Source organism: Bacillus sp. GS3m_15504, from assembly GCF_055825275.1.
Genome location: NZ_JBVVNL010000003.1, coordinates 1 through 24,025 on the forward strand (window position 1 = coordinate 1; position 24,025 = coordinate 24,025).

Sequence of the window (24,025 nt, forward strand, 5' to 3'; positions counted from 1 at the left end):
GTCCGCCGCTAACTTCATAAGAGCAAGCTCTTAATCCATTCGCTCGACTTGCATGTATTAGGCACGCCGCCAGCGTTCATCCTGAGCCAGGATCAAACTCTCCAATAAAGTTAGTTTGTCTAGCATCTAAAATAAAAATTGACGTTTCACGTTGTTTGTTTCGTTCAGTTTTCAAAGAACTACTTGGCCGCTCATTTGCGACTCCCTTATGTTAACATCTTCGTTTTTCGATGTCAACTAAGTTTTTCAATTTCTTTTTTGTCGTTTTCTGCGTTTCCGCATCAGCGACGGTTATTAATATATCATGCAGTAAAATGAAATGCAACACCTTTTATAAACTTTTTTTAAATTAACTACATTTCTTTTTTATTATCATATACTTAAACGAAATATCTCTTTCATTTCTAAAAGATTGCTACATATATTCTATATAAAGTCACTCTACCCAAAAACGTTTCTTTCTATAATAAACGTTTTATTTATATACGATATCATACAAGGAGGAATATATATGGACTATACCGATTTATTAATCAAACTAGGTCTTTCGGCTATTTTAGGATTCGCCATCGGTTTAGAGCGCGAATTAAAACGTAAACCACTTGGTTTAAAAACGTGTTTAGTTATTTCTATTATTAGTTGCCTCCTGACGATTGTTTCTATTAAAGCAGCTTATAACTTACCACATACCGATCATATGAATATGGATCCCCTTCGACTTGCCGCCCAAATTGTATCAGGAATTGGTTTTTTAGGTGCTGGTGTTATTTTAAGAAGAGGAAACGATAGTATTGCAGGACTAACGACTGCCGCTATGATTTGGGGCGCATCTGGTATTGGTATTGCTGTTGGAGCCGGATTCTATATCGAAGCAATTTTCGGGATGTGTTTCCTTATGATTAGCGTTGAACTTATACCGTTAACAATGAAATTCGTAGGACCTAGATCATTTCGTCAACGTGATATCGTAGTCAAACTTGTTGTGCGAAATATGGACAATATCCCGGTTGTAATTGAGGAAATAAAAGAAATGGATATAAAAGTGAAGAATATGAAGCTTAAAACATTAGAAAATGGTTCTCATTATTTACATCTTAAATTATGTATCGATCAAAAAAGACATACTGCCGATGTTTACTATTCTCTCCAGCATCTTGAAAGTGTTCAACAAACTGAGGTGGAAAGTATGTAACGCAAAACAAACTCTCTTTTAAAATTAGAGAGTTTTTCTTTTTTCTATAATGGCAACAATGAATGTAGCCCTGCAAAGTAAGGAGGAATTGACAATTGAAATCCCGTCCAAAATTAGTAGATGCATTTCGTGATTCGATTATTTTTCGTTTAATTTGTTTTATTGTTGTACTTACTGCTTTTTCCGGCTTTCTTATACATATATTAGAACCGTCGCACTTTACCACATGGTTTGATGGAATTTGGTGGTCAATAGTTACGATTTTCACTGTTGGCTATGGTGACTTTGCCCCTCATACACTAATCGGCAAACTTATCGGTATGGGTATTATTTTATTTGGAACTGGTTTTTGTTCTTATTATATGGTTCTATTCGCCACTGATATGATTAATAAACAATATATGAAAGTTAAAGGAGAAGAAGCTGCGACTTCTAACGGTCATATGATTATTGTCGGCTGGAACGAACGGGCAAAACATGTTGTAAAACAAATGCACATCTTACAACCGAACCTGGATATCGTTTTAATTGATGAAACACTTTCTTTACTGCCAAAACCATTTCATCATTTAGAATTTATAAAAGGATGCCCCCATCACGATCAAACATTATTAAAAGCTAATATTACAACGGCTCACACTATATTAATAACTGCTGATAAAGAAAAAAACGAAAGCTTAGCTGATACACAGTCCATTTTAAATATTTTAACCGCAAAAGGGCTCAACCCAAACATTCACTGCATCGCTGAACTTCTTACTTCTGAACAAATACAAAATGCAACGAGAGCTGGCGCATCAGAAATTATAGAAGGAAATAAATTAACGAGCTATGTATTTACCGCTTCTCTTTTATTCCCTTCCATTTCAGGTGTACTATTTTCACTTTACAATGAAATCTCTGATAATAAATTACAACTGATGGAGCTTCCATCGTCCTGCACCGGACAAACTTTTGCAAATTGTAGCTATACTCTTTTAAAGCAAAACATTCTCTTACTAGGTATAAAGCGCGACGAACAATATATGATTAATCCAGTTCATTCCTTTGTTCTCATTCAAAGCGACATACTCATTGTTATTCACCATTAGTAAAATGTTTTTCTAGTTCTTGTATGAGTACTTTCCCAATATTGACATATTTTCTTTTTACATCTCCATCTGGATCTTTCGGCTCAGCAAATTGATCCATTCCACTCGTTCCGGCTGTTAAAGTATTAACATGATCATCTAGTTCGTCTTGATATACGTGCGAAAGAATATACGGCGTTCCAAGACGAACTACTACACCAGGTACATCTAGTTCTCCATCAACCGCTGTAAATGGCACTCGTAAAAATTGATAGCCATCTTCTTCATCAATTTTATAATCAAAGCATCCTTTCTCATAATCCCAATTGCCGCCAATGCTATACCCAAGTGGCTTTATTATTTCTTCTAACTTATATAACGCATATGTACGTCCCTCTAAATTTGATTGAATCGGAATCAAGCCCATCCCTCCTAGACTTTTTCTTTAGCATACCCACTCTAGTTTGAATATACTAATGGACTTTTCGACGAAATAATAAAAAGCGGCCGGATTCCGGCCGCTTTTTATTATTTTAAACGCTCTTCTAATTCTGCTTTTAATTCTTCAAATCCTGGTTTACCAAGTAAAGCAAACATGTTTTTCTTGTATGCTTCTACTCCTGGTTGGTCAAATGGATTTACACCTAATAAGTAGCCGCTCATCGCACATGCTTTTTCGAAGAAGTATACAAGATAACCGAATGTGTACTCATTTAATTCAGGAATATTTACGATTAAGTTTGGTACTCCGCCATCGCTATGTGCAAGTAATGTACCTTCGTATGCTTTCGTGTTTACGAAGTCTACAGTTTCACCAGCAAGGTAGTTTAATCCATCTAAATCGTTTTCTTCTGATTCGATTGTTAGTTCATGTGTAGATTTACCTACTTTCAGAACTGTTTCAAATAAATCACGACGACCTTCTTGAACGTATTGACCTAATGAGTGTAAGTCAGTTGAGAAGTTTGCTGAAGATGGGAAAATACCTTTTTGATCTTTTCCTTCACTTTCACCAAATAACTGTTTCCACCACTCAGCGAAGTATTGAAGTGCTGGCTCATAGTTAACAAGCATTTCAATTGTTTTTCCTTTATTGTATAAAGCGTTACGAACTACTGCATATTGGTAAGCTGGGTTTTCTTCTAGTTCTGATGTTCCGAAGTCATCACGACCAGCAGCTGCACCTTTCATCATCTCTTCAATATTTAAGCCACTTACTGCGATTGGTAATAAACCAACTGGCGTCAATACAGAGAAACGTCCTCCAACATCATCTGGAATAACGAATGTTTCGTAACCTTCATTATCAGCTAATGTTTTTAATGCACCACGTGCTTTATCTGTCGTTGCATAAATACGTTTGCGAGCTTCTTCTTTTCCGTACTTTTCTTCTAATAACTTACGGAAAATACGGAATGCTAGTGCAGGCTCTGTCGTTGTACCTGATTTGGAAATAACGTTAATAGAGAAGTCTTTACCTTCTAATACATCCATTAAATCTTTCATGTAAGTGGAGCTAATGTTTTGTCCAACAAATAGCACTTGTGGAGTTTTACGTTGTTCTTTAGATAGCGTGTTGTAGAAAGAATGGTTTAACATTTCAATTGCTGCACGTGCTCCTAGGTAAGAACCACCGATACCTACAACAAGTAAAATGTCAGAGTCATTTTTAATTTTTTCTGCGCATTTTTGAATGCGAGCGAATTCTTCTTTGTCATATTGAAGCGGAAGGTCTACCCACCCAAGGAAATCGTTCCCAGCTCCAGTTTTTTCGTGGATTGCGTGATGTGTTACTTTCACTGCATCACGTAAATAAGTGATTTCATGTTCACCGATGAAGGATAACGCTTTAGAATAGTCGAACGTTACATGTGTACTCATCTTTTTCCCTCCAATTATGGATATGTATTTCTGTATTCACTTTAGCGAAACTGAAGTTGTAAATCAAGCGATTCAACCATTGTAAACGTAACCAATATATATTTTTTAGAAAAAGTTCATTTTTTGCATAAAAATTCGCATTTTTCGGTATAGATGTATATACATCCTATTTCAAACATTTTTTATGTATAAAAACAACATAACTGCCCCATTCTATAAAAGAGTTAATTAACTCATCGCTTGCTCATGCTTCACAATTAAGGGGGGCTTTTTCATGAGTACTTTGCAACGTATCGCATTAGTCTTTACTGTAATTGGCGCTGTGAACTGGGGATTAATTGGGTTCTTCCAGTTTGACTTAGTGGCAGCCATTTTCGGTGGACAAAACTCAGCTCTTTCACGTATTATTTACGGCATCGTTGGTATTTCTGGGCTTATCAATCTTGGTTTACTCTTTAAACCATCAGAAAATCTTGGCACTCACCCAGAAACGAACGAGATTCGCTAGTCGGTATGTCTTTACTTCACCTCCGACATACGAATATGATTGCATGCAATCATATTTGCAAATATATATCATAAGAAAAAGTAAAAGAGGAACGCTCATATGCGTTCCTCTTTTACTTTGTTAACTCGGACTCTTCAATCCATTCTGTTAGCTTTTCTCGCAGCGTATTAAATCCGTTCTCAGATGGATTCGGTATAAGAATCCGTCCTTGTTTTCTTTTCGCCGCTTTTAACGATAAACTCATTTTTCTGTGTTCTTCATCAATTGAAAGTACTTTTACTTCTACTGTATCGCCGACTTTTAAAAAGTCATGAATATCCTTTACATATCCATTTGTAATTTCAGATATATGCACAAGTCCTTGTGTTTCTGCATCTAACGCTACAAATGCACCGTAATCTTGAATCCCAGTCACTTTCCCTGTTACAACCACTCCTGTTGTATATTGTTCTGACATATGAAACACTCCCATACGTTTACCATTTTCTCTACAATTGTAGATAGCAAAGCAGATGATTTATTGTTAAATATCCGATTAGTTAGTACGTACCCTAAGTAAAACTACTCAGAATACGCATACCTTATATTAGTAAATTATACCACTATGACAGAACGCATTCAAAATTCATGAAAAAATTTCCTTAAGTAAGTATAATTCTCCAATATTAGGGTAGAATACTAACACATGGCTTTCTAGTATTCCCCCCCTTTTATGGACAAAACGTATTGTGTTTTGTCCTTTTTTTATTCTCTACGAACCGTTCCATTCTCTTCATTGCTTCCATAAGTTGTTCAAGCGATGTTGCATACGAACAACGAATAAATCCTTCACCACTTTCGCCAAATACACTTCCAGGTACAACAGCCACTTTTTCTTCTAATAATAACTGTTCTGCAAATTCCGCCGAAGATAGTCCAGTTGAAGAAATAGAAGGAAAGACATAAAATGCTCCGCCCGGCACATGACATGTTAATCCCATTTCATTGAAAGATGTCGTCATAAAATTACGGCGTTTCTTATAACTATCTCTCATCCGAATTACTTCATCATTCCCCGCGCGTAACGCTTCAAGTGCTGCAAACTGAGACATCGTCGGTGCACACATCATGGAATATTGGTGAATTTTGAGCATTAATTCCGAAAAATAAACGGGAGCTGCAATCATACCAAGGCGCCACCCTGTCATCGCAAATCCTTTTGAAAATCCTGAAATTAAAATCGTATGCTCACGCATATTTTTAATACTCGCGAAACTTGTATATGCTTCGTCGTATACAAGCTCTGCGTAAATTTCATCAGATAATACGATTAAATTGTACTTCTCAACAATCACTGCTATTTCTTCAAGCTCGGACTTATTCAACATTGCACCTGTTGGGTTATTTGGTGAACAAAGTAAAATTGCCTTCGTTTTCGCTGTAATAGCTGCTTCAATTTGTTCTGGTTGTACTTTAAACTCATTTTCTAAAGTAGTCGCCACAGGAACTGGAACCCCTCCAGCTAAAGTTACGAGCGGTGCATAAGAAACAAAGCTTGGTTCAATAATAAGTACTTCATCATCAGGATTTATAATGGCGCGCATCGCTACATCTAACGCCTGACTCGCTCCAACTGTAACAATGATTTCATCGTTTGGATCATAAGATACTGCAAATTGTTTTTTTAGATACTTTGCTATTTCTTGACGGAGCTCCAATAATCCTGCATTTGCTGTATATGACGTATATCCTTGTTCTATAGAACGAATACATGCTTGCCTCACATTCCAAGGTGTAACAAAATCAGGCTCTCCTACCCCAAGAGAAATAACACCTTTCATATTTGCTGCTAAATCGAAAAACTTTCGAATACCAGATGGTTGTAGAGATTCTGCTGCTCTAGATAGTTCAAATTGCTTCATGGTGTCACCACAATTCGCTTATCATCATCGTTTTTTTCATAAATAATTCCCTCATGTTTATACTTCTTCAAAATGAAATGCGTTGTCGTAGAAACGACAGATTCAATTGTTGCTAATTTCTCAGAAACAAACATCGCTACTTCTCCCATTGTCTTTCCTTCTAATGTAATAGAAAGATCATATGTCCCTGACATTAAATACACAGACTTTACTTCTGAATAACGATAAATTTGTTCGGCAACTGCATCGAACCCAACGCCGTGCTTTGGTGTAACTTTCACATCGATCATTGCCGTTAAACCTGTATGTTCTTTCACCTTCGTCCAATCGATATGTGTGACATAATCCACGATAATCTTTTCCGCTTCTAATTTTTCAACCATTTTCTTTACTTCTTCTACTTCTATATTTAACAGCTTCGCTAATGTATCTACAGATAATCGACTACTTTTTTCAAGACAAGCTAATAATTCTAACTCCTTTTCTGTCACCACATAAATCATCCTTCCTTTTCGTTTGTGTCTAAATTATACAAATACACTTTCCAGTTTGAAAAGAAGATTTTTTTAGTGAATTATGTCAAAATAAGGTGAAACTTAATCAGTGGAAAAATGCGTGATAAAGCGAAAGGGGATGGAACCGTGAAACCAAAAGTTTATATTGCTGAACCAGTTCCAACATTTGTAGAAAACTATTTATCAGAACACTGTGATTATGAAAAATGGGAGCAAAATGAGAAGGTACCTCGTGATGTTCTACTAGAGAAAATACAAGATAAAGATGGTTTATTAAATTTTGGATCTGCTATTAATGAAGAATTATTGGAGGCGGCTCCTAACTTAAAAGTAGTAAGCAACATTTCTGTCGGTTACGATAACTTTGATTTACAAGCGATGGCAAAGCACAATGTCATCGGAACAAATACACCGTACGTACTAGATGATACAGTAGCTGACCTCGTTTTCGCTCTTATGTTATCTGCTGGTCGTCGTGTTTGTGAACTCGACTCCTACGTAAAAAATGGTGAATGGAATGCCGAAATTGGAAAAGAACACTTTGGTCTAGATGTACATCATAGTACAATCGGCATTATCGGTATGGGCCGAATTGGAGAAGCTGTTGCAAAACGAGCGAAATTCGGATTTGATATGGATGTTCTTTATTATAACCGTCGCCGAAAAGAAGAAGCTGAACAAAAATTCGACGCTACATATTGTGATTTACAGACACTACTCAAACAGTCTGACTTTATCGTTCTTCTTACTCCATTAACAGATGAAACGTATCACCTTATCGGAGAAAAGGAATTTTCATTCATGAAAGAAACAGCTATCTTCATTAATGCTTCCCGCGGGAAAACAGTCGATGAAGAAGCGTTAATCGATGCGTTAACTGAAAAGAAAATCTTTGCAGCAGGCATCGATACGTTTACACAAGAGCCGATTCAAAAAGACAATCCGCTCTTATCATTACAAAACGTTGTGACTTTACCACACATCGGATCTGCAACATTAAAAACTAGGCAGCAAATGGCTATGACCGCCGCTGAAAATTTAGTTGCAGGGTTACAAGGAAAAACACCACCGAATATTGTTCGCGGGTAATATGGAATAAACGAAAGGCAAGATGACATCGTCATCTTGCCTTTTTTTGTTAACATATTTTCTTTTCTCTTGGAGATGATATGAACAAAAATCAATGGAGTGACAAAAAATGAATCACGAATATACTTGTCCTTATTTCACTTTTTCCACTCGCGGCACTACGATTCATTACGAATTGTATGAACATGATAATAAAACGGAACGCCCTACTTTTGTGCTCGTTCACGGCTTTTTATCTTCCTCATTCAGTTACCGCCGTCTCATTCCTTTACTATCGAAAGAAGGAACCGTCATTGCTCTTGATTTACCACCGTTCGGAAAAAGTGATAAGTCTCATCTATTTAAGTATTCTTATCACAATTTAGCAACGATTATAATCGATTTAATTGAACACTTATCTCTCTCAAATATTGTGTTAGTTGGACATTCTATGGGTGGACAAATTTCTCTTTATGTAAACCGTATACGTCCTGAATTAATTTCAAAGACAATTTTACTATGTAGCTCGAGTTATTTAGCACGGGCAAACTTACCTTTAATGTATTCTTCTTATTTACCGTTCTTTCATTTATACGTAAAGAACTGGATTATACGGCGCGGCATCGTTCATAACTTAATGAATGTCGTTCATGATCATTCATTAATTGACGATGAAATGAAGGAAGGTTACTCTGCTCCTTTTTATGACAACCGTATATTCCCCGCTTTAACTCGTATGATACGAGATCGTGAAGGTGACTTATCTTCAACTGAATTACAAAAAATCGAAACACCTACGCTACTCATTTGGGGTGAAAAAGATCGCGTCGTTCCTGTACATGTAGGCCATCGTCTGCACAAAGATTTACCGAATTCGAAATTTATTTCTTACGAAAACACAGGACATTTACTACCTGAAGAAAAACCGGAACATGTTTATGAAGAAATTATCGCGTTTTCTGCGCAGTAATGTAAAAGGCTGTCGGAAATTCCGACAGCCTACAATGAACAACTTCCGCCTTCTTTTATTACGAGTAATTCCACAGCTAACTTCTCACATTTTTCAAGCGCAGGTACTTCTTCAAAAGACATAAAGTATATATGTTGAATCTTCTTTGCGATGTATTTCGGATCATCAAACACACTTGCGACGTTCACAACATCGCTCGCTTCTGTTTCATAAAACTCCGGTCCCATTTGAAACGGATCCCAATTCTTCACAACCTCTATCATCTTTTCATATGTACCCATTCGCTTCCCGCCTTTTCACTTTTTAATACTTTTCTTTATCCTATCACATCAGCTATTCTATAAGAAGAGAGAGAACTTTTATAACTTAACGGTTTTACAGAAGAAGGGGGCAAACTTATGCAACTATTTCATAAAACAGTCAATCGACGTGGAACTCATAGTATAAAATGGGATACATATAAAAACGAAGAACTTATCCATGCTTGGATTGCGGATATGGATTTTGAAGTACCACAACCAATTCAAACTGCTTTAAAGAAACGTATCGAGCATCCTATTTTCGGCTATACACTTCCTCCCGAAAATATTGGCGATATTATTTGTAACTGGACAAAAAAACAGTACAACTGGGATATTCAAAAAGAATGGATTGTCTTTAGCGCCGGAATCGTTCCAGCCCTTAGTACGAGCATACAGGCCTTCACAAAGGAAAACGAATCCGTTCTCGTACAACCACCTATTTATCCCCCATTTTTCGAAATGGTCACAACAAATAACAGACAATTATGCGTAAGTCCATTACAGAAACAAAATGATACATATGCGATAGACTTCGAGCATTTAGAAAAGCAATTTCAACAAGGCGTCAAACTCATGCTTCTTTGCAGTCCTCACAATCCGATAGGGCGTGTTTGGAAGAAAGAGGAACTAACAAAGCTTGGATCTTTATGTACCAAATATAATGTAATCGTTGTCGCAGATGAAATTCATTCCGATATTATTTACGCAGATCATACACATACACCGTTCGCTTCTTTATCTGAAGAATTAGCCGCGCGCACGATTACTTGTATGGCTCCGAGTAAAACATTTAATATCGCGGGATTACAAGCATCGATTATTATCATTCCGAATGAAAAACTCCGTCAAGCCTTTACATCCATCCAATATAGACAAGGCTTCCACGGATTAAATATATTCGCCTATACAGCGATGCAAAGTGCCTATACAGAATGTAACGATTGGCTAAATGAAATTCGATTCTATATAGAAGATAACGCTAAGTTCGCTTGTGAATATATTAAAGATCACATACCTACTCTTTCCGTAACGAAGCCAGAAGGTAGCTTTTTATTATGGATTGATTGTTCTGCCCTAAACCTTTCTCAAGACGAGCGCACTAAATTGCTTGAGGAAAAAGGGAAAATTATCGTTGAACCTGGTGAGAAATACGGATTAGGCGGCGAAGAACATATTCGAATTAACATCGGCTGTCCAAGATCTGTTTTAGAAGAAATTTTAAATAGACTGCGCCATACGTTTTCATAATAAAAAGGAGGCTATTTGGGACAACTTCCTTTGTCAAATTTTGTCGGTAAGTCGATATATTTTAAAAATCGCTCATATATTTTGAGTTACGGTCGATATATCTCAATAATCGCTGATATCTTTTCACTTACACTACACAAAAAAGCTACCATGCACGGTAGCTTTTACTTTTTCTTCATATCCGACGCTTTTTTTACAATGACACCACAAGCAATTCGATCACCTGATTTACCTGTCGGTTGTGTCATACCATCATCAGCGTTTTCCGTAATAATAATAGACGCTCCATCTTTTCTATGAATCGTCGTTTTTCCTTCTTCAAGCGTTATATGCGGTGCATCAATTTCTGCTTTAATTTTCCCAGAACCGTCTGCAATTACGTTCGGTAAATCACCGTTTTCTGCACCCTTCGGATTGAGTAGTCCATGCTTTTTATCATCTGGATTAAAATGATTTCCAGCTGATTCAAAACGAGGTGCTTTACACTCTCCAATTTCGTGTACATGTAGTCCGTGCGGGCCTGGCGCGAAACCTTCCCCTTTAATCGTAATTTTCACTCCGCTTGTTTGCTGAGTTACTTTCGCAGTCCCCACTTCATCACCTGAAGCATTATGTAATTTCACGTCAATTTCTTTCGGCTTTCCTTGGTCACAACCTGCCATCAGAAATAGTAAACAACAACTGAAAAAAAGCCGTTTTTTCATTTCATTCCCTCCAAAATACATTCTGCCCTTAGATTGTCCGAGCATAGAGGGAAACATACAAAAATGAGTTACTGTTTCTTTTCAGCTAACAGCTTTTCTTCAACTTTCTGTAATCGCTCTGCTTCTCGTTTTGATACACGAATGAACATACGCCACGTAGCAATCGCACCGATGATAAATAGAACACAAACAATCCCTGGAATAATATATTCTGTTTTATCTTCCGGAAAATATAAAGGCATCATACGGAACACTCCTTATTATAGGATTCGAAAAAACATCAGAATTTTCTGTTATATTAATTTAAATTATAGTTGAACTGATTCATATTCTCAAGGGTCGTTCCGAAAGCGAATGATTTCTTTGACTCCTTCCCGTACTTTCCTTACTATAAACTTGAGGTGAAAAATATGAGAGAAACATTTGAAATTGGCGAAATCGTTACTGGTATTTATAAAACAGGAAAATACATTGGCGAAGTTACAAATAGCCGACCTGGCAGTTACGTCGTAAAAGTATTAGCTGTTTTAAAACATCCGGTGCAAGGTGACTTACATAACGTGAAACAAGCTGACGTACCATTTTTCCACGAAAGACGTGCTTTAGCTTTCCGTGAACAGACGAACATTCCAGAACAAATGGTGAAGAAATATGAAGGAGAAATTCCAGATTATACAGATTCACTCAAATTAGCATTAGAAACTCAAATGAATTCATTTGCTGAAGATGATTCACCTTTTGCGGTTCGTAGTCTAGAAACATTAGAGCAGTTAAAAAAAGACTACAAACTTTAAAAAAACAAAACGACCAAATTACATACTGTGCAATTTGGTCGTTACTGTGTGCTCACTTTCTTTAACACTTTTGAAAAATCAACGAGTTCGCCTAATGTTGGAGGTGCTGGTTTCACTAAATACTCTTTATCTTTTTCTACTAATTTAAAAATATTATACGTCGTCATCGCATCATCTAGCGCACAATGATGCTTACCCGTCCCTACTTTTCCATACGCTTCAATTGCTTTCCACAATCCTGTTTGATTTCTCTCACCAAAAAACTTCTTATACTCAAGCGATAAATCACGGCACTGTCCTAGGAACGGAAAATCTACCCCTGCTTTTTCACAATTATGCTTCAACACTTTCATATCCATATTTCCCCACGTAACAATGGTCGGTTTACATCTCTTTTCATATTCTGCGAGTTTTTCAACGAGTTCTGAAAATGAAATCCCTTTATCTACGACTTCTTGTTTAATCCCTAAAAATTTCTTACATCGATCCGTTAAAGAAGGAAAAGTCTTCGGCCTAACATGAGCTGAATACGTATCTTCTACCTTACAGCCAACAACCGAAACGAGTCCTACCTCAATAATCTCCGGGAAAAATCCTTTTGGTTTTTTTCTGTGCTGGGGCATCGTAAACTCAAAATCCAAAAATAAAAATCGTTGTTCATCCATACGATCCCTTCCTTATCATCTTTGTCATTCCTTTCTATTTGACACTCCTACACGAACAAGCTCGAATGCTAATTCCATTTTAAATATTCAGATTGGATGTATCTTATATATATGTCAAATACCCGCAAATATTTTTAAAAATACGAAAAAGTAACAGTTGCAGAAAATATAACAAAATAAGCCCTTTCATTTACATCCGACAATTTTCTAATTTATAATGACGTTATGTGTGTTTCATCTAGTTAATTTTTGACACACTAAGAAAAGTGAATGAAAGGAGATGAGAGTTTTGCACGAAACAACGCAAGAGCTCGCAAATTGGCAGTATTATTTTGCTATCGCAGTCTTTTTAATTACATATGCCATTATTATTTCTGAAAAAATTAACCGCGCTGTCATCGCACTTCTCGGTGCAGCACTCATGGTAATTATGGGGGTCGTTGATTTACACAACGCCTTTACGAAACATATTGAATGGGGGACGATTACACTACTCATCGGTATGATGATTTTGGTGAACATTACGAGTAAATCGGGCGTCTTCCAATACGTTGCCATTAAAGCAGCAAAAGGAGCGCAAGGAAATCCAATTAAAATTTTAATTTCACTTTCCTTACTTACTGCGCTTGGTTCCGCATTTTTAGATAACGTTACAACTGTACTTCTTGTTGTTCCAGTTACTTTATCTATTACGCGCATACTGCAAGTAAATCCTGTTCCTTATTTACTTTCTGAAATTATTTTTTCAAACATTGGGGGAACAGCAACATTAATTGGTGATCCACCTAATATTATGATTGGTTCTGCAAATAAGCATTTAGACTTCAATGCATTCTTGATAAACTTAGCGCCAATCGTAATTATTATTATTGCAGTGACAGCAGTCATACTTTACTTCATGTACCGTAAACAATTAATTGCTGATCCTGTACAAGTTAAGAAATTAATGAGCCTAGATGAAAAACAATACATTAAAGATCCAGTATTAATGAAAAAATCTTTAACAGTACTTGGACTTACAATTGTAGGTTTCATGACTCATTCGATTTTCCACATTGATGCAGCTATCATCGCTTTAACTGGTGCTACTGTACTTATGCTAATTGCTGTGAAAGAACATGAAATTGAAGAGGTATTTGCAAGTGTAGAATGGGTAACAATCTTCTTCTTCGCAGGACTATTCGTACTCGTTGGAGGACTTATCGATATCGGCCTTATTAAAATGCTAGCTCAAAAAGTAATTGGCATAACAGGCGGAGATATTTCTTACGCATCTATCCTTATTTTATGGGTGTCTGGTATCGCCTCTGCAACAATTGATAACATCCCATTCGTTGCAACAATGATCCCACTTATTAACGATATGGCAGTTGGGCTAGGTTTATCACCTTCTGACGCACAAATCGACGTATTATGGTGGGCATTAGCATTAGGTGCTTGTCTGGGCGGAAACGGAACATTAATCGGAGCTTCAGCTAACGTAATTGTCGCAGGTATCGCAAGCCGCGAAGGACATAAATTTAGCTACATGGACTTCCTAAAAGTCGGTTTCCCAATTATGATCGTTTCATTAATCATTTCTCATATTTATATTTATTTACGCTACCTTATGTAGTAGAAAAAGCGCTCTGATAATCAGGGCGCTTTTTTCATTACACATATTTAAAATAGACCTAATCGTTATACCTCACCGGCTCATTTCGAATAATGAACAAGTGAATCGGCAAGAACACCGAAAATGTGATGACATGAATAATCGTAAATAATATAGAGTTCGTTCCATATCTGTCTAAGATAGCGTAGATGAGATAAATGGACAACACAATCGATACAGCTGTTGCTATTAAATATAAAATTGGTACGAAATTAAAAATGAAACATGCGACATATATACCGAATACTTTCCATCCTGCTTCTTCTTTCAAGAAATCTGGTAATTTATCTTTCGCTAAATCACCCCATATTTTACTATTTAAAAAAGGAATAAATGCAAGAACGCCATCCGTTGCACCGTCATTTTTCGCCATCGTATACAGTGCAAAAGCCGTTAACAAATACGCAATAACTGCCCAAATCAATATAACAAGAATAAACGCAAAACTAAGAGCAAAGAAACCTGCTAGTAAACCTTGATCTTCCATCTTATCCTCTCCTCTCTACTCTCAACATATTTCGTTGCATTGCAAGTTATGTTTTAAAATTCAACCAAACTCTCTGTATAATAATAGGAGTAAGATAATAAGAGAGGAGAACGAACCTATGCATCCATTTGTAAAAGCATTACAAGAGCACTTCACAGCAAATCAAAATCCGGAAAAAGCAGAACCGATGGCACGTTATATGAAAAATCACTTCCCATTTCTCGGTATTCAAACGCCTGAAAGAAGACAATTATTGAAAGACGTCATCCAAATACATACTCTCCCAGATCCAAAAGACTTCCAAATTATCGTACGTGAGCTGTGGGATTTACCAGAACGAGAATTTCAGGCAGCCGCACTCGATATGATGCAAAAATATAAAAAGCATATAAACGAAACGCATATCCCCTTCTTAGAAGAACTCATTGTAACAAAATCTTGGTGGGACACCGTTGATAGCATCGTCCCTACATTTTTAGGCAATATCTTTTTAAAACATCCGGAATTAATTTCTGCCTATATTCCAAAATGGATCGCATCAGATAACATATGGTTACAACGCGCCGCTATTTTATTCCAGCTGAAATATAAACAAAAGATGGATGAAGAACTTCTTTTTTGGGTCATCGGACAACTGCATTCTTCAAAAGAATTTTTCATTCAAAAAGCGATTGGATGGGTCCTTCGCGAATATGCAAAAACAAAGCCCGATGTCGTTTGGGAATACGTGCAAAATAACGAGCTTGCTCCGCTCAGTAAACGTGAAGCAATTAAGCACATTAAAGAAAATTACGGAATAACTAACGAGAAAATAGGTGAGACTCTATCATAGATAGACGCGTTCCTCTATTGAGATTTAAAAAAGAACGTGTTAGAATATGTTCATTATTATTAATATAAGTAGCGATGACGGACTTATAAGTACTTGCACAAAAAGCGATTCAGGGATAGTGAAAGCCTGAAGCCGCAAGGAAACGGCAGTCTCGAGCAATACGTGATAAAGTGGATGCATCTTTTGTGTATCAACTAGGGTGGAACCGCGGGCAAACGCTCGTCCCTAGGCAATTAAGCCTTGGGATGAGCGTTTTTTTATGTTTTTCAAAGCATATACTGCTCGTTTCACAAGTTACCTGAGCACGTCATCGCCAATACGTTAACTTTCAAAAGGAGGATTTTATTATGTATTCAATGGAACAAGTAGTAAACTTAGCGAAACATCGCGGTTTTGTTTTCCCTGGTTCTGAAATTTACGGTGGTCTTGCAAACACTTGGGATTACGGTCCACTTGGAATCGAATTAAAAAATAACGTTAAAAAAGCTTGGTGGAAAAAATTCATTCAAGAATCTCCATACAACGTTGGTTTAGACGCAGCTATTTTAATGAACCCAAAAACTTGGATCGCTTCTGGTCACGTTGGTAACTTCAACGATCCAATGATCGACTGTAAAAAATGTAAAGCGCGTCACCGTGCTGACAAATTAATTGAAGATGCATTAGATGCAAAAGGCATCGAAATGGTTGTTGATGGTCTTACTTTCGACCAAATGGCTGACTTAATGAAAGAACATGAAGTAAAATGTCCTGATTGCGGTAGTGAAGAATTCACTGAAATCCGTCAGTTCAACTTAATGTTCAAAACATTCCAAGGTGTTACAGAGTCTAGCACAAACGAAATCTTCCTTCGTCCAGAAACAGCACAAGGTATTTTCGTAAACTTCAAAAACGTACAACGCTCTATGCGTAAAAAACTTCCATTTGGTATTGGCCAAATCGGTAAGAGCTTCCGTAACGAAATCACGCCTGGTAACTTCACATTCCGTACACGTGAATTCGAACAAATGGAACTTGAATTCTTCTGTAAGCCTGGTGAAGATTTAGAGTGGTTCGCATTCTGGCGTGAAACTTGTAAGAACTGGTTACTTTCACTTGGTATGACGGAAGAAAGCATGCGTCTTCGTGACCACGGTGAAGAGGAGTTATCTCACTACAGTAACGCAACAACTGATATTGAATTCAAATTCCCATTCGGTTGGGGCGAACTATGGGGCGTTGCATCTCGTACAGACTTCGATTTAAAACGTCACATGGAACACTCTAACGAAGACTTTAACTATATCGATCCACAAACGAATGAGCGTTACGTACCGTACTGCATCGAGCCATCTTTAGGTGCTGACCGCGTAACATTAGCATTCTTATGTGATGCATATGAAGAAGAGCAATTAGAAAACGATTCTCGTACAGTTCTTCGTTTCCACCCTGCTTTAGCACCATACAAAGCAGCTATCTTACCATTATCTAAAAAGCTATCTGAAGGTGCTACTGAAGTATTCGCAGAATTAGCGAAAGACTTCATGGTAGACTTTGACGAAACTGGTTCTATCGGTAAACGTTACCGTCGTCAAGACGAAATCGGTACACCATTCTGTATCACTTACGACTTCGACTCAGTTGAAGACAAAGCTGTTACAGTACGTGACCGTGACACAATGGAACAAGTTCGTATGCCAATTAGCGAACTAAAAGGTTTCTTAGAGAAGAAAATCCAGTTCTAATTATAAAAAAGAGGCGCTCTATTGAGCCGCCTCTTTTTTACTTTTCACGTTTTTCTTTAATTGCTACTGTACATCTTGAAATACATAATAAATCGTCATTCTCATCAATGATGCGCACATCCCAAACCATCGTTGAATGTCCTCTATGTATCGGTGTTCCGATTGCTGTTACCATTCCATCTTTCTTTGATCGAATATGGTTTGCATTAATTTCTAGACCGAAACAAATGCATTTCTCTTGATCAATTAAATTGTATGAACCGACGCTTGCTACTGTTTCCGCTAACGCAAGAGATGCACCACCGTGTAAAAAACCAAACGGCTGATGTGTACGTTCATCAACAGGCATCGTAGCAACTACCTTATCTTCTGTCATCTCTAACAACTCAATTCCAAGTGAATCCATTAAAGTTTTTGCCATATCGTTTCCCCCTTCTCTCACTTTAATTAAATGTATAATTTTACCTATTTACTTTCAAACTACGTATAACACTTATATAAGGAGGTTTCACCTAAATGAAACAGAAATTTTTTATACTATCGCTTATGTTCTCCTTGCTGACTATTGTACCAAATTGTGCACTAGCAGCCAAAGCATCCAACCTGACAATCGATGTTCAGACTGTCACGCAAAAAGGTAAGAAACCTTATATAGAATATCAAATCAATAGGCCTTCGTTTCATAACTTTTCCGATTCTAAGTTTCAAAATAAGCTAAATTTCTATTACAAAAAATCTACTGACAAATTTAAAACAAGATTAGAAAAAGACGCAAAAAAATATTATAAAGAAACAGAAGGATCTAGTACACCATTTCATCCGTACGTGGCGAATGTTGATTATAAAGTCTCCTTAAATAAACCACCTTTGCTCAGCCTATATTTGAATTACTATCAATATACAGGCGGAGCACACGGTCTTTATACGTGGAAGGCTAACACATTTGATTTAAAAGAAAAAAAGTTACTACACTTAGACGATTTATTTCAACAAGAAGATAAATATAAAGAAGTAATTCGTGCTGAGATTGTAAGACAAATTAAACAAAATGAAGGTATTTATTTTCCTGATGCAACTGAAAAAGTCATGAGCACGAAAAAGTTTCATTTCTTTTTAGAACCGAACAATCTCGTCATTTATTTCCCTTTATATGAAATTGCGCCTTATTCAAGCGGCATTCCACAATTTCGTATTCCATATACGTTGCTAAGAGAGTATTTGAAGCCTTCTTATCAAAATATTTTAATTGACAACAAGTAAATAGTTTCGCTACGATAATGTTAACCTAAAAACAACAGGAGGTTAACATTATGAGAAGATTTCATGTTTTAGATTTAGCATTAGCCGCCATGTTCGTCGCTCTTATGGCCATTGGTGCAAATATTGTATCTTGGGCACCATTCCTGCAAGTAGCGGGCATCCCATTATCTATGCAACCATTTTTCGCAATTTTAGCAGGGCTTCTTCTTGGAAGTAGACTTGGTGCATTATCAATGACTGTTTACATGCTCGTTGGAGTAGCAGGTGCACCAATCTTCGCTAACTTCAAAGCTGGATTTGGAGCACTTTTAGATCCTACTGGTGGCTTTATTATTGCATTTATTATCGTTGCTTACGTATCAGGAAAACTAGTAGAACAAAAGGAAAAACCGACATTCAGTACATTTGCAATTGCTTCGTTCACAGGAATCATTTTAACGTATATTATCGGTACTACTTATATGTACGGGGCAGTCAACCTCTTCATGGGTGGCAATATGAGTTATAAAGCTGCATGGATGATTATGATGTGGTTTGCAGTAAAAGATATTGTGTTTACAATAATCGGTGCTATTATCGCACCTCGCATATACTATGCTGTACGTCGTTCTGCTTATCAGCATTCTCATTCGACGATTTCATAATAAAAAAGAGTTATCTTACTATGTTAAGATAACTCTTTTTTTCATTTTCGACAATATACGACACATATTAGAAATGATTTTTGTTATGCTAATTCAGCAAATCTTATATTTCAACATCTAATTAGAACAATATTTTGGAGGAAAATCAGTGAATCTATCAAAAAATACACTTATTAAAGTAAGTGTCGGAGTACTATCTTTATTTTTCATACTAGGTATGAGTATCGGTTACAAATTATATGGAAATAGCGAGTTAGGAATGTCATATACCTTTGGAAACGGCCTAGCATTTTTCTTTTTAATTCTTACTATAGTTAGTTTATGCGCGGCTTTAATCTTTATTGTTATTGGGTTAATTAAGAAAGTGAAAAAATTACCAGCAAAAAAATCTGTAGCAACATCTATAATATTATTTGTTACATCAATTATATCCATTATCGTTCTTCTCTTTACGATAACAAAAGTGACAAATATGGAGGAGGAATATCAAGCTCTTCAAGCACAAAAGAAAAAAGAAGCTAGTTACTTAGTTGCCGCAGCATCTTTTTATAATAATATAAATACCTTTAATTATGCAGCGTCGTACGTATTATCCGAGTATTCAACTACATGGTCAAATGCAATAGATAAAAGACAAGACTTCAATAATGCACTAAGTTCTAAGAGAACAGAAATTGACGGAATGATTACAACCGTTGATACGTTTTATAGCACAATGGGAAATGATTTAAAGTTAGTTTCTGAAGCCGCAAAAGAACAGCCTAATAAGTATAAAGAAACCTATGAAGAATATAAAAAAATATACGGGATTATCACGGCGCTTAACGAACAAGCCCAATCTCCAAGTGGCAGCTTAATTTCATTTAATCAAAATGTTAATGCATTGATTCAGGAATACAAAAAAGCAGCTGGAAATATTAATATTGCTATTACTGATGAAATTAAATCCAAAGCTAATGAGCTAAAGCCCACTGATAAAAATTAAAGACACTCTCTCCAGAGTGTCTTTTTTATCAAAAAATCCCCTTTTAGATTAAGCAGTAAATACGTTCCTTTACCGCCCATCCAACAGGGGATTATATCACTATATTAAGACTCTTGATTCGTTTGTTCTTCTAAAATTTTCTTCATCATCGTAACCATGTCATCACGTAATTCTGGGTGTTGCAGTGCCATTTCGATTGTCGTTTGAACGAATCCTAGCTTTTCACCTACGTCGTAGCGCTTTCCTTCGAAATCGTAAGCGAATACACGTTGAATTTCGTTTAAGCTTTGAATAGCATCTGTTAACTGGATTTCACCACCAGCACCAACATGTTGTTGTTCTAAGAACATGAAGATTTCAGGTGTTAAAACGTAACGTCCCATAATTGCTAAGTTTGAAGGTGCTGTACCTGCTGCTGGTTTCTCAACGAAATTGCGAACTTGGTAACGACGTCCTTCTTGCTCTAACGGATCAATAATTCCGTAGCGGTGTGTTTCGTCTTCTGGAACCGTTTGTACACCAATAACAGAAGAAAGCGTTTTATCATATTCTTCAATTAATTGACGTAAACATGGTTTTTCAGCTTGAACGATATCATCACCTAATAAAACAGCGAATGGCTCATCACCGATGAATTTACGTGCACACCAAACAGCGTGACCTAATCCTTTTGGTTCTTTTTGACGGATATAGTGAATGTCTACCATTTTTGAAGAAGCCTGTACTTTTTCAAGTAACTCATACTTTTTCTTTTCTAATAAGTTTTGCTCTAACTCAAATGCATTATCAAAATGATCTTCAATAGAACGCTTCGTTTTACCAGTAACGATAATAATATCTTCGATTCCTGATTTTACTGCTTCTTCTACAATGTATTGGATAGTTGGTTTATCAACAATCGGTAACATTTCTTTTGGCATTGCTTTTGTAGCTGGTAAAAAACGTGTTCCTAATCCAGCTGCTGGGATTATCGCTTTTCTTACTCTTTTCATCACAAAATACCCTCTCTTCTGTCAGAATCAATAACGATTATTTCCTTACATAGAACAAAAGGGAGATTTCGCTCCCTTTTGTTTCCTACTACTTAAAATTACTTTATATTATAAACGATTCATAATATCTTCTTTAATAGTAAGTAACTTTTGTTCACTATTTTGTAAAGAATTATCTTGAACACCGAAGTAGAACTTGATCTTCGGTTCAGTTCCAGATGGACGTAGGCAGAACCAAGAACCATCTTCTAATTGATATTTTAACACATTTGATTTCGGTAAGTGAATCTCTTCTTTATGTCCATCTTGTAAAGATGTAATGATGCTCGCTTTATAGTCTTCAACTGCTACAACTGTTAAGCCAGCTACTTCTTTCGGAGGATTTTCACGGAATGTTGCCATCATTTCTTGAATTTGTTCTGCTCCATCTTTTCCTTTTAGCGTTAACGATACAAGATCTTCACGGAAGAAGCCGTACTTCTCAAACACTTCTAATAGACCATCGTATAACGTTTTACCTTGTGATTTGTAGTATGCAGCTACTTCACATGCAAATAGAACAGATTGTACTGCATCTTTATCACGGCAGAATGGACGGATTAAATAACCATAGCTTTCCTCATAACCAAATTGGAATTCGTATTGGCCGCTTTCTTCATACTGTTTAATTTTCTCACCGATAAATTTAAATCCAGTTAACGTATCAACTGTATCTAAACCATATGCTTTCGCGATTGTACGGCCAATTTCAGACGTTACGATTGTTTTTAATACAACACCGTTCTCTGGAAGCGTTCCGTTTTCTTTCTTTTGAGATAATAAGTAATCAAGCATTAATGCACCTGTTTGGTTACCCGTTAATACTTGGAACTCACCATCATGATTACGAACTGCTACACCAAGGCGGTCTGCGTCAGGATCTGTTGCGATTAACACATCTGCGCCTACCTTCTCACCGTCACGAATTGCATACTCAAACGCTGCATGCTCTTCTGGGTTCGGTGATTTCACTGTAGAGAAATTCGGATCTGGTAACTCTTGCTCTTTTACAACTGTTACATCTGTAAATCCAACTTCTGCTAAACCACGGCGTACAGAAAGATTTGATGTTCCGTGTAGTGGTGTGAAGACGATTTTTAAGTCTTTCCCAACCTTTTGTACCATTTCTTTATTAATAATGACATTGTTCAATTCTGCAGCATATGCATCATCTACTTCTTGTCCAATCATATGTAATAAACCGTCAGCTTTTAATTGCTCTACATCAGCAACTTCAACTGTTAATTCATCTTCTACTGCGTTTACGTAGCTAATTAATTCATCAGCTTCTTTTGGAGGCAATTGCCCACCATCTTCACCGTATACTTTATAACCGTTATATTCAGGCGGATTATGGCTTGCCGTAAGAACGATTCCACTCACTGTATGTAAATGACGAACTGCGAAAGAAAGCACTGGCGTTGGACGTAAGCTTTCAAACACATATGTTGTAATACCATGTGCACCAAGTGTAGCTGCTACTTCCATTGCGAACTCAGGTGATTTATGGCGAGAATCATACGCTACAACAACACCGCGCTTCTTCGCTTCTTCACCTAACTTTTCAATAAACTTCGCTAATCCTTGTGTTGCTTTACGAACTGTATATACGTTCAAACGGTTCGTACCAGCACCAAGTTCACCACGCATACCACCTGTGCCAAATTCTAGATTTTTATAAAAGCTGTCCTCGATTTTTTTCTCATCTTGCTTCATGTTTTCTAACTGTTCTTTTAGTTCTGCGTCTAACTCTGCATATGAAAGCCAGCGACTAAATTCTTGTTTCCAGTTCATATTTCTATCTCCTCTCGCTTGTCATACCTTTATTATATGAAAAAAACAACCTGTATCTCAATATTTTTTACAATCTAACAGGATTTTACTAGGAATATTTGTATACACTATGATTAAATACTCCACTAAAGGGAATGAGGATTATGCAAGAATGGGGCTTGTCAGAAGAGCTCAAAATACAAACAAAGCAAATGATTGAAATTGCTGAAAAAGAATTATCAATTATGAGGCAAGCAATTGATAAAGAAGATGAATGTATTTTGTGCAAGATGGAAGATATTCATCATATGTTAGCAAATGTACAAACACTGGCAGCTACATACTATATTCAAGCGTATTTATCACCTTATACGGAAAGCTCACAGTTCATTACAACAGCTGTCCAACATTTAAGCGCCCGAAAACATGGTGCTCTTATTGTTGTGGAACGAAACGAGACACTTGAATCTTGTATTCAAACTGGAACAACGTTAAACGCTCATTTAACCGCACCACTGCTCGAGTCGATTTTTTATCCAGGTAACCCTCTTCATGACGGAGCCGTTCTCGTTAAAAATAATCATATTGTTTCAGCTGCTAATATCCTTCCATTAACAAGAAGCACAGAAGTTGATCCTGAGCTAGGAACACGTCACAGAGCTGCAATTGGTTTATCAGAAAAAAGCGATGCACTTATTTTAGTTGTCTCTGAAGAAACGGGCCGCACTTCATTTGCTTTAAACGGGACGTTATATACAATTTCTTTATAAAGTGAAATTACATCAGCCGTAACACCACATATATCAATAAAAAGGCT

The 24,025-nt window shown here is 36.7% G+C and carries 27 protein-coding genes and 1 rRNA gene; 14 read left to right on the plus strand and 14 right to left on the minus strand.

Annotated elements, in window-relative coordinates:
• A 16S ribosomal RNA gene (locus AC0L0O_RS22000) occupies positions 1-108 on the minus strand; the annotation flags it as partial.
• A 403-nt stretch (positions 109-511) separates the two neighbouring features.
• Between AC0L0O_RS22000 and AC0L0O_RS22005 the strand changes: the two genes are divergently transcribed.
• On the plus strand, positions 512-1,192 hold the full coding sequence (locus AC0L0O_RS22005) for an MgtC/SapB family protein (RefSeq protein WP_000386686.1): 681 nt from the start codon (positions 512-514) through the stop codon (positions 1,190-1,192).
• Between the two features lie 95 nt (positions 1,193-1,287).
• Entirely contained in the window at positions 1,288-2,283 is a 996-nt protein-coding gene (locus AC0L0O_RS22010) for a potassium channel family protein (protein ID WP_000842311.1), read from the plus strand.
• Here the strand turns inward: AC0L0O_RS22010 and AC0L0O_RS22015 are convergent.
• The gene (locus tag AC0L0O_RS22015) at positions 2,270-2,683 is read right to left on the minus strand and encodes a YugN-like family protein (RefSeq protein ID WP_000612327.1); all 414 of its coding nucleotides are present in this window, start codon (positions 2,681-2,683) and stop codon (positions 2,270-2,272) included. The genes AC0L0O_RS22010 and AC0L0O_RS22015 overlap by 14 nt on opposite strands.
• 107 nt (positions 2,684-2,790) lie before the next feature.
• Positions 2,791-4,143: a glucose-6-phosphate isomerase gene (locus AC0L0O_RS22020; RefSeq protein WP_000103658.1), complete on the minus strand. Its 1,353-nt coding sequence runs from the start codon at positions 4,141-4,143 to the stop codon at positions 2,791-2,793.
• 274 nt (positions 4,144-4,417) lie between these two features.
• Here AC0L0O_RS22020 and AC0L0O_RS22025 point away from each other — a divergent pair, with 274 nt between their 5' ends.
• Positions 4,418-4,651 carry a DUF378 domain-containing protein gene (locus AC0L0O_RS22025; RefSeq protein WP_000105789.1) on the plus strand — a complete coding sequence of 78 codons (234 nt, stop codon included), beginning with the start codon at positions 4,418-4,420 and terminating at the stop codon, positions 4,649-4,651.
• 112 nt (positions 4,652-4,763) lie between these two features.
• On the opposite strand, the gene yugI is transcribed toward AC0L0O_RS22025, so the two are convergent.
• From yugI to AC0L0O_RS22040, 3 genes are all read right to left on the minus strand, one after another.
• Complete coding sequence (yugI, locus tag AC0L0O_RS22030) at positions 4,764-5,108, minus strand: S1 domain-containing post-transcriptional regulator GSP13 (protein ID WP_000003765.1); 345 nt, start codon at positions 5,106-5,108, stop codon at positions 4,764-4,766.
• A 253-nt stretch (positions 5,109-5,361) separates the two neighbouring features.
• Positions 5,362-6,552 carry an aminotransferase gene (locus tag AC0L0O_RS22035; RefSeq protein ID WP_000808507.1) on the minus strand — a complete coding sequence of 397 codons (1,191 nt, stop codon included), beginning with the start codon at positions 6,550-6,552 and terminating at the stop codon, positions 5,362-5,364.
• A complete protein-coding gene (locus tag AC0L0O_RS22040) occupies positions 6,549-7,046 on the minus strand; it encodes an Lrp/AsnC family transcriptional regulator (RefSeq protein ID WP_000255699.1) in 498 nt (165 codons plus the stop codon). The genes AC0L0O_RS22035 and AC0L0O_RS22040 overlap by 4 nt, the downstream gene beginning before the upstream one ends.
• Before the next feature lie 117 nt (positions 7,047-7,163).
• On the opposite strand from AC0L0O_RS22040, the gene AC0L0O_RS22045 reads away from it, so the two are divergent.
• Positions 7,164-8,156 (plus strand): 2-hydroxyacid dehydrogenase, encoded by a 993-nt coding sequence (locus tag AC0L0O_RS22045; RefSeq protein ID WP_001205011.1) that lies wholly within the window; start codon positions 7,164-7,166, stop codon positions 8,154-8,156.
• Positions 8,157-8,265: 109 nt separating this feature from the next.
• The gene (locus AC0L0O_RS22050; protein WP_001015209.1) at positions 8,266-9,105 is read left to right on the plus strand and encodes an alpha/beta fold hydrolase; all 840 of its coding nucleotides are present in this window, start codon (positions 8,266-8,268) and stop codon (positions 9,103-9,105) included.
• A gap of 29 nt (positions 9,106-9,134) precedes the next feature.
• Here AC0L0O_RS22050 and AC0L0O_RS22055 read toward each other — a convergent pair whose 3' ends face one another.
• A complete protein-coding gene (locus AC0L0O_RS22055; RefSeq protein ID WP_000537632.1) occupies positions 9,135-9,386 on the minus strand; it encodes a YugE family protein in 252 nt (83 codons plus the stop codon).
• 117 nt (positions 9,387-9,503) lie between these two features.
• Here AC0L0O_RS22055 and AC0L0O_RS22060 point away from each other — a divergent pair, with 117 nt between their 5' ends.
• Complete coding sequence (locus AC0L0O_RS22060) at positions 9,504-10,655, plus strand: MalY/PatB family protein (protein ID WP_001175847.1); 1,152 nt, start codon at positions 9,504-9,506, stop codon at positions 10,653-10,655.
• A 164-nt stretch (positions 10,656-10,819) separates the two neighbouring features.
• On the opposite strand, the gene sodC is transcribed toward AC0L0O_RS22060, so the two are convergent.
• On the minus strand, positions 10,820-11,359 hold the full coding sequence (sodC, locus tag AC0L0O_RS22065; protein ID WP_000746504.1) for a superoxide dismutase [Cu-Zn]: 540 nt from the start codon (positions 11,357-11,359) through the stop codon (positions 10,820-10,822).
• 68 nt (positions 11,360-11,427) lie between these two features.
• On the minus strand, positions 11,428-11,604 hold the full coding sequence (locus AC0L0O_RS22070) for a hypothetical protein (RefSeq protein ID WP_000982757.1): 177 nt from the start codon (positions 11,602-11,604) through the stop codon (positions 11,428-11,430).
• A 165-nt stretch (positions 11,605-11,769) separates the two neighbouring features.
• On the opposite strand from AC0L0O_RS22070, the gene kapB reads away from it, so the two are divergent.
• The gene (gene kapB, locus AC0L0O_RS22075) at positions 11,770-12,153 is read left to right on the plus strand and encodes a kinase-associated lipoprotein KapB (RefSeq protein WP_001209339.1); all 384 of its coding nucleotides are present in this window, start codon (positions 11,770-11,772) and stop codon (positions 12,151-12,153) included.
• A 41-nt stretch (positions 12,154-12,194) separates the two neighbouring features.
• On the opposite strand, the gene kapD is transcribed toward kapB, so the two are convergent.
• Entirely contained in the window at positions 12,195-12,818 is a 624-nt protein-coding gene (gene kapD, locus AC0L0O_RS22080; RefSeq protein WP_000344366.1) for a 3'-5' exonuclease KapD, read from the minus strand.
• A gap of 289 nt (positions 12,819-13,107) precedes the next feature.
• Here kapD and AC0L0O_RS22085 point away from each other — a divergent pair, with 289 nt between their 5' ends.
• Complete coding sequence (locus tag AC0L0O_RS22085) at positions 13,108-14,433, plus strand: ArsB/NhaD family transporter (protein ID WP_000545220.1); 1,326 nt, start codon at positions 13,108-13,110, stop codon at positions 14,431-14,433.
• A 58-nt stretch (positions 14,434-14,491) separates the two neighbouring features.
• Here AC0L0O_RS22085 and AC0L0O_RS22090 read toward each other — a convergent pair whose 3' ends face one another.
• Positions 14,492-14,959 carry a hypothetical protein gene (locus AC0L0O_RS22090; protein ID WP_473786132.1) on the minus strand — a complete coding sequence of 156 codons (468 nt, stop codon included), beginning with the start codon at positions 14,957-14,959 and terminating at the stop codon, positions 14,492-14,494.
• Positions 14,960-15,077: 118 nt separating this feature from the next.
• Here AC0L0O_RS22090 and AC0L0O_RS22095 point away from each other — a divergent pair, with 118 nt between their 5' ends.
• Together AC0L0O_RS22095 and AC0L0O_RS22100 are read left to right on the plus strand one after the other, a co-directional pair.
• On the plus strand, positions 15,078-15,791 hold the full coding sequence (locus AC0L0O_RS22095; protein WP_000553324.1) for a DNA alkylation repair protein: 714 nt from the start codon (positions 15,078-15,080) through the stop codon (positions 15,789-15,791).
• Positions 15,792-16,138: 347 nt separating this feature from the next.
• Complete coding sequence (locus tag AC0L0O_RS22100) at positions 16,139-17,515, plus strand: glycine--tRNA ligase (protein ID WP_000287154.1); 1,377 nt, start codon at positions 16,139-16,141, stop codon at positions 17,513-17,515.
• Between the two features lie 37 nt (positions 17,516-17,552).
• On the opposite strand, the gene AC0L0O_RS22105 is transcribed toward AC0L0O_RS22100, so the two are convergent.
• Positions 17,553-17,936 (minus strand): hotdog fold thioesterase, encoded by a 384-nt coding sequence (locus tag AC0L0O_RS22105; protein ID WP_001140609.1) that lies wholly within the window; start codon positions 17,934-17,936, stop codon positions 17,553-17,555.
• Positions 17,937-18,031: 95 nt separating this feature from the next.
• On the opposite strand from AC0L0O_RS22105, the gene AC0L0O_RS22110 reads away from it, so the two are divergent.
• From AC0L0O_RS22110 to AC0L0O_RS22120, 3 genes are all read left to right on the plus strand, one after another.
• Positions 18,032-18,775: a DUF3298 and DUF4163 domain-containing protein gene (locus AC0L0O_RS22110; RefSeq protein ID WP_000810357.1), complete on the plus strand. Its 744-nt coding sequence runs from the start codon at positions 18,032-18,034 to the stop codon at positions 18,773-18,775.
• A 50-nt stretch (positions 18,776-18,825) separates the two neighbouring features.
• Positions 18,826-19,419, plus strand: a complete 594-nt coding sequence (locus AC0L0O_RS22115; protein ID WP_001252161.1) for a biotin transporter BioY — start codon at positions 18,826-18,828, stop codon at positions 19,417-19,419.
• Positions 19,420-19,567: 148 nt separating this feature from the next.
• On the plus strand, positions 19,568-20,404 hold the full coding sequence (locus AC0L0O_RS22120) for a hypothetical protein (RefSeq protein WP_042510775.1): 837 nt from the start codon (positions 19,568-19,570) through the stop codon (positions 20,402-20,404).
• Positions 20,405-20,508: 104 nt separating this feature from the next.
• On the opposite strand, the gene galU is transcribed toward AC0L0O_RS22120, so the two are convergent.
• Positions 20,509-21,396 carry a UTP--glucose-1-phosphate uridylyltransferase GalU gene (gene galU, locus AC0L0O_RS22125; protein WP_000832652.1) on the minus strand — a complete coding sequence of 296 codons (888 nt, stop codon included), beginning with the start codon at positions 21,394-21,396 and terminating at the stop codon, positions 20,509-20,511.
• A 108-nt stretch (positions 21,397-21,504) separates the two neighbouring features.
• A complete protein-coding gene (locus tag AC0L0O_RS22130) occupies positions 21,505-23,229 on the minus strand; it encodes a phospho-sugar mutase (RefSeq protein ID WP_001104191.1) in 1,725 nt (574 codons plus the stop codon).
• Positions 23,230-23,372: 143 nt separating this feature from the next.
• Here AC0L0O_RS22130 and cdaS point away from each other — a divergent pair, with 143 nt between their 5' ends.
• A complete protein-coding gene (cdaS, locus tag AC0L0O_RS22135; RefSeq protein WP_001158742.1) occupies positions 23,373-23,978 on the plus strand; it encodes a sporulation-specific diadenylate cyclase CdaS in 606 nt (201 codons plus the stop codon).
• The last annotated feature ends 47 nt before the right edge of the window (positions 23,979-24,025 follow it).

Excerpts from the sequence above, each read along its gene's own strand:
- AC0L0O_RS22060 (WP_001175847.1), top strand. The coding sequence starts at position 9,504 with ATGCAACTATTTCATAAAACAGTCAATCGACGTGGAACTCATAGTATA.
- AC0L0O_RS22070 (WP_000982757.1), bottom strand. The coding sequence starts at position 11,604 with ATGATGCCTTTATATTTTCCGGAAGATAAAACAGAATATATTATTCCA.
- AC0L0O_RS22005 (WP_000386686.1), top strand. The coding sequence starts at position 512 with ATGGACTATACCGATTTATTAATCAAACTAGGTCTTTCGGCTATTTTA.
- AC0L0O_RS22110 (WP_000810357.1), top strand. The coding sequence starts at position 18,032 with ATGAAACAGAAATTTTTTATACTATCGCTTATGTTCTCCTTGCTGACT.
- AC0L0O_RS22020 (WP_000103658.1), bottom strand. The coding sequence starts at position 4,143 with ATGAGTACACATGTAACGTTCGACTATTCTAAAGCGTTATCCTTCATC.
- AC0L0O_RS22130 (WP_001104191.1), bottom strand. The coding sequence starts at position 23,229 with ATGAACTGGAAACAAGAATTTAGTCGCTGGCTTTCATATGCAGAGTTA.
- AC0L0O_RS22045 (WP_001205011.1), top strand. The coding sequence starts at position 7,164 with ATGCGTGATAAAGCGAAAGGGGATGGAACCGTGAAACCAAAAGTTTAT.
- kapB (WP_001209339.1), top strand. The coding sequence starts at position 11,770 with ATGAGAGAAACATTTGAAATTGGCGAAATCGTTACTGGTATTTATAAA.
- cdaS (WP_001158742.1), top strand. The coding sequence starts at position 23,373 with ATGCAAGAATGGGGCTTGTCAGAAGAGCTCAAAATACAAACAAAGCAA.
- AC0L0O_RS22025 (WP_000105789.1), top strand. The coding sequence starts at position 4,418 with ATGAGTACTTTGCAACGTATCGCATTAGTCTTTACTGTAATTGGCGCT.
- AC0L0O_RS22055 (WP_000537632.1), bottom strand. The coding sequence starts at position 9,386 with ATGGGTACATATGAAAAGATGATAGAGGTTGTGAAGAATTGGGATCCG.
- kapD (WP_000344366.1), bottom strand. The coding sequence starts at position 12,818 with ATGGATGAACAACGATTTTTATTTTTGGATTTTGAGTTTACGATGCCC.
- sodC (WP_000746504.1), bottom strand. The coding sequence starts at position 11,359 with ATGAAAAAACGGCTTTTTTTCAGTTGTTGTTTACTATTTCTGATGGCA.
- AC0L0O_RS22115 (WP_001252161.1), top strand. The coding sequence starts at position 18,826 with ATGAGAAGATTTCATGTTTTAGATTTAGCATTAGCCGCCATGTTCGTC.
- AC0L0O_RS22050 (WP_001015209.1), top strand. The coding sequence starts at position 8,266 with ATGAATCACGAATATACTTGTCCTTATTTCACTTTTTCCACTCGCGGC.
- yugI (WP_000003765.1), bottom strand. The coding sequence starts at position 5,108 with ATGTCAGAACAATATACAACAGGAGTGGTTGTAACAGGGAAAGTGACT.
- AC0L0O_RS22105 (WP_001140609.1), bottom strand. The coding sequence starts at position 17,936 with ATGGCAAAAACTTTAATGGATTCACTTGGAATTGAGTTGTTAGAGATG.
- galU (WP_000832652.1), bottom strand. The coding sequence starts at position 21,396 with ATGAAAAGAGTAAGAAAAGCGATAATCCCAGCAGCTGGATTAGGAACA.
- AC0L0O_RS22095 (WP_000553324.1), top strand. The coding sequence starts at position 15,078 with ATGCATCCATTTGTAAAAGCATTACAAGAGCACTTCACAGCAAATCAA.
- AC0L0O_RS22090 (WP_473786132.1), bottom strand. The coding sequence starts at position 14,959 with ATGGAAGATCAAGGTTTACTAGCAGGTTTCTTTGCTCTTAGTTTTGCG.
- AC0L0O_RS22100 (WP_000287154.1), top strand. The coding sequence starts at position 16,139 with ATGTATTCAATGGAACAAGTAGTAAACTTAGCGAAACATCGCGGTTTT.
- AC0L0O_RS22035 (WP_000808507.1), bottom strand. The coding sequence starts at position 6,552 with ATGAAGCAATTTGAACTATCTAGAGCAGCAGAATCTCTACAACCATCT.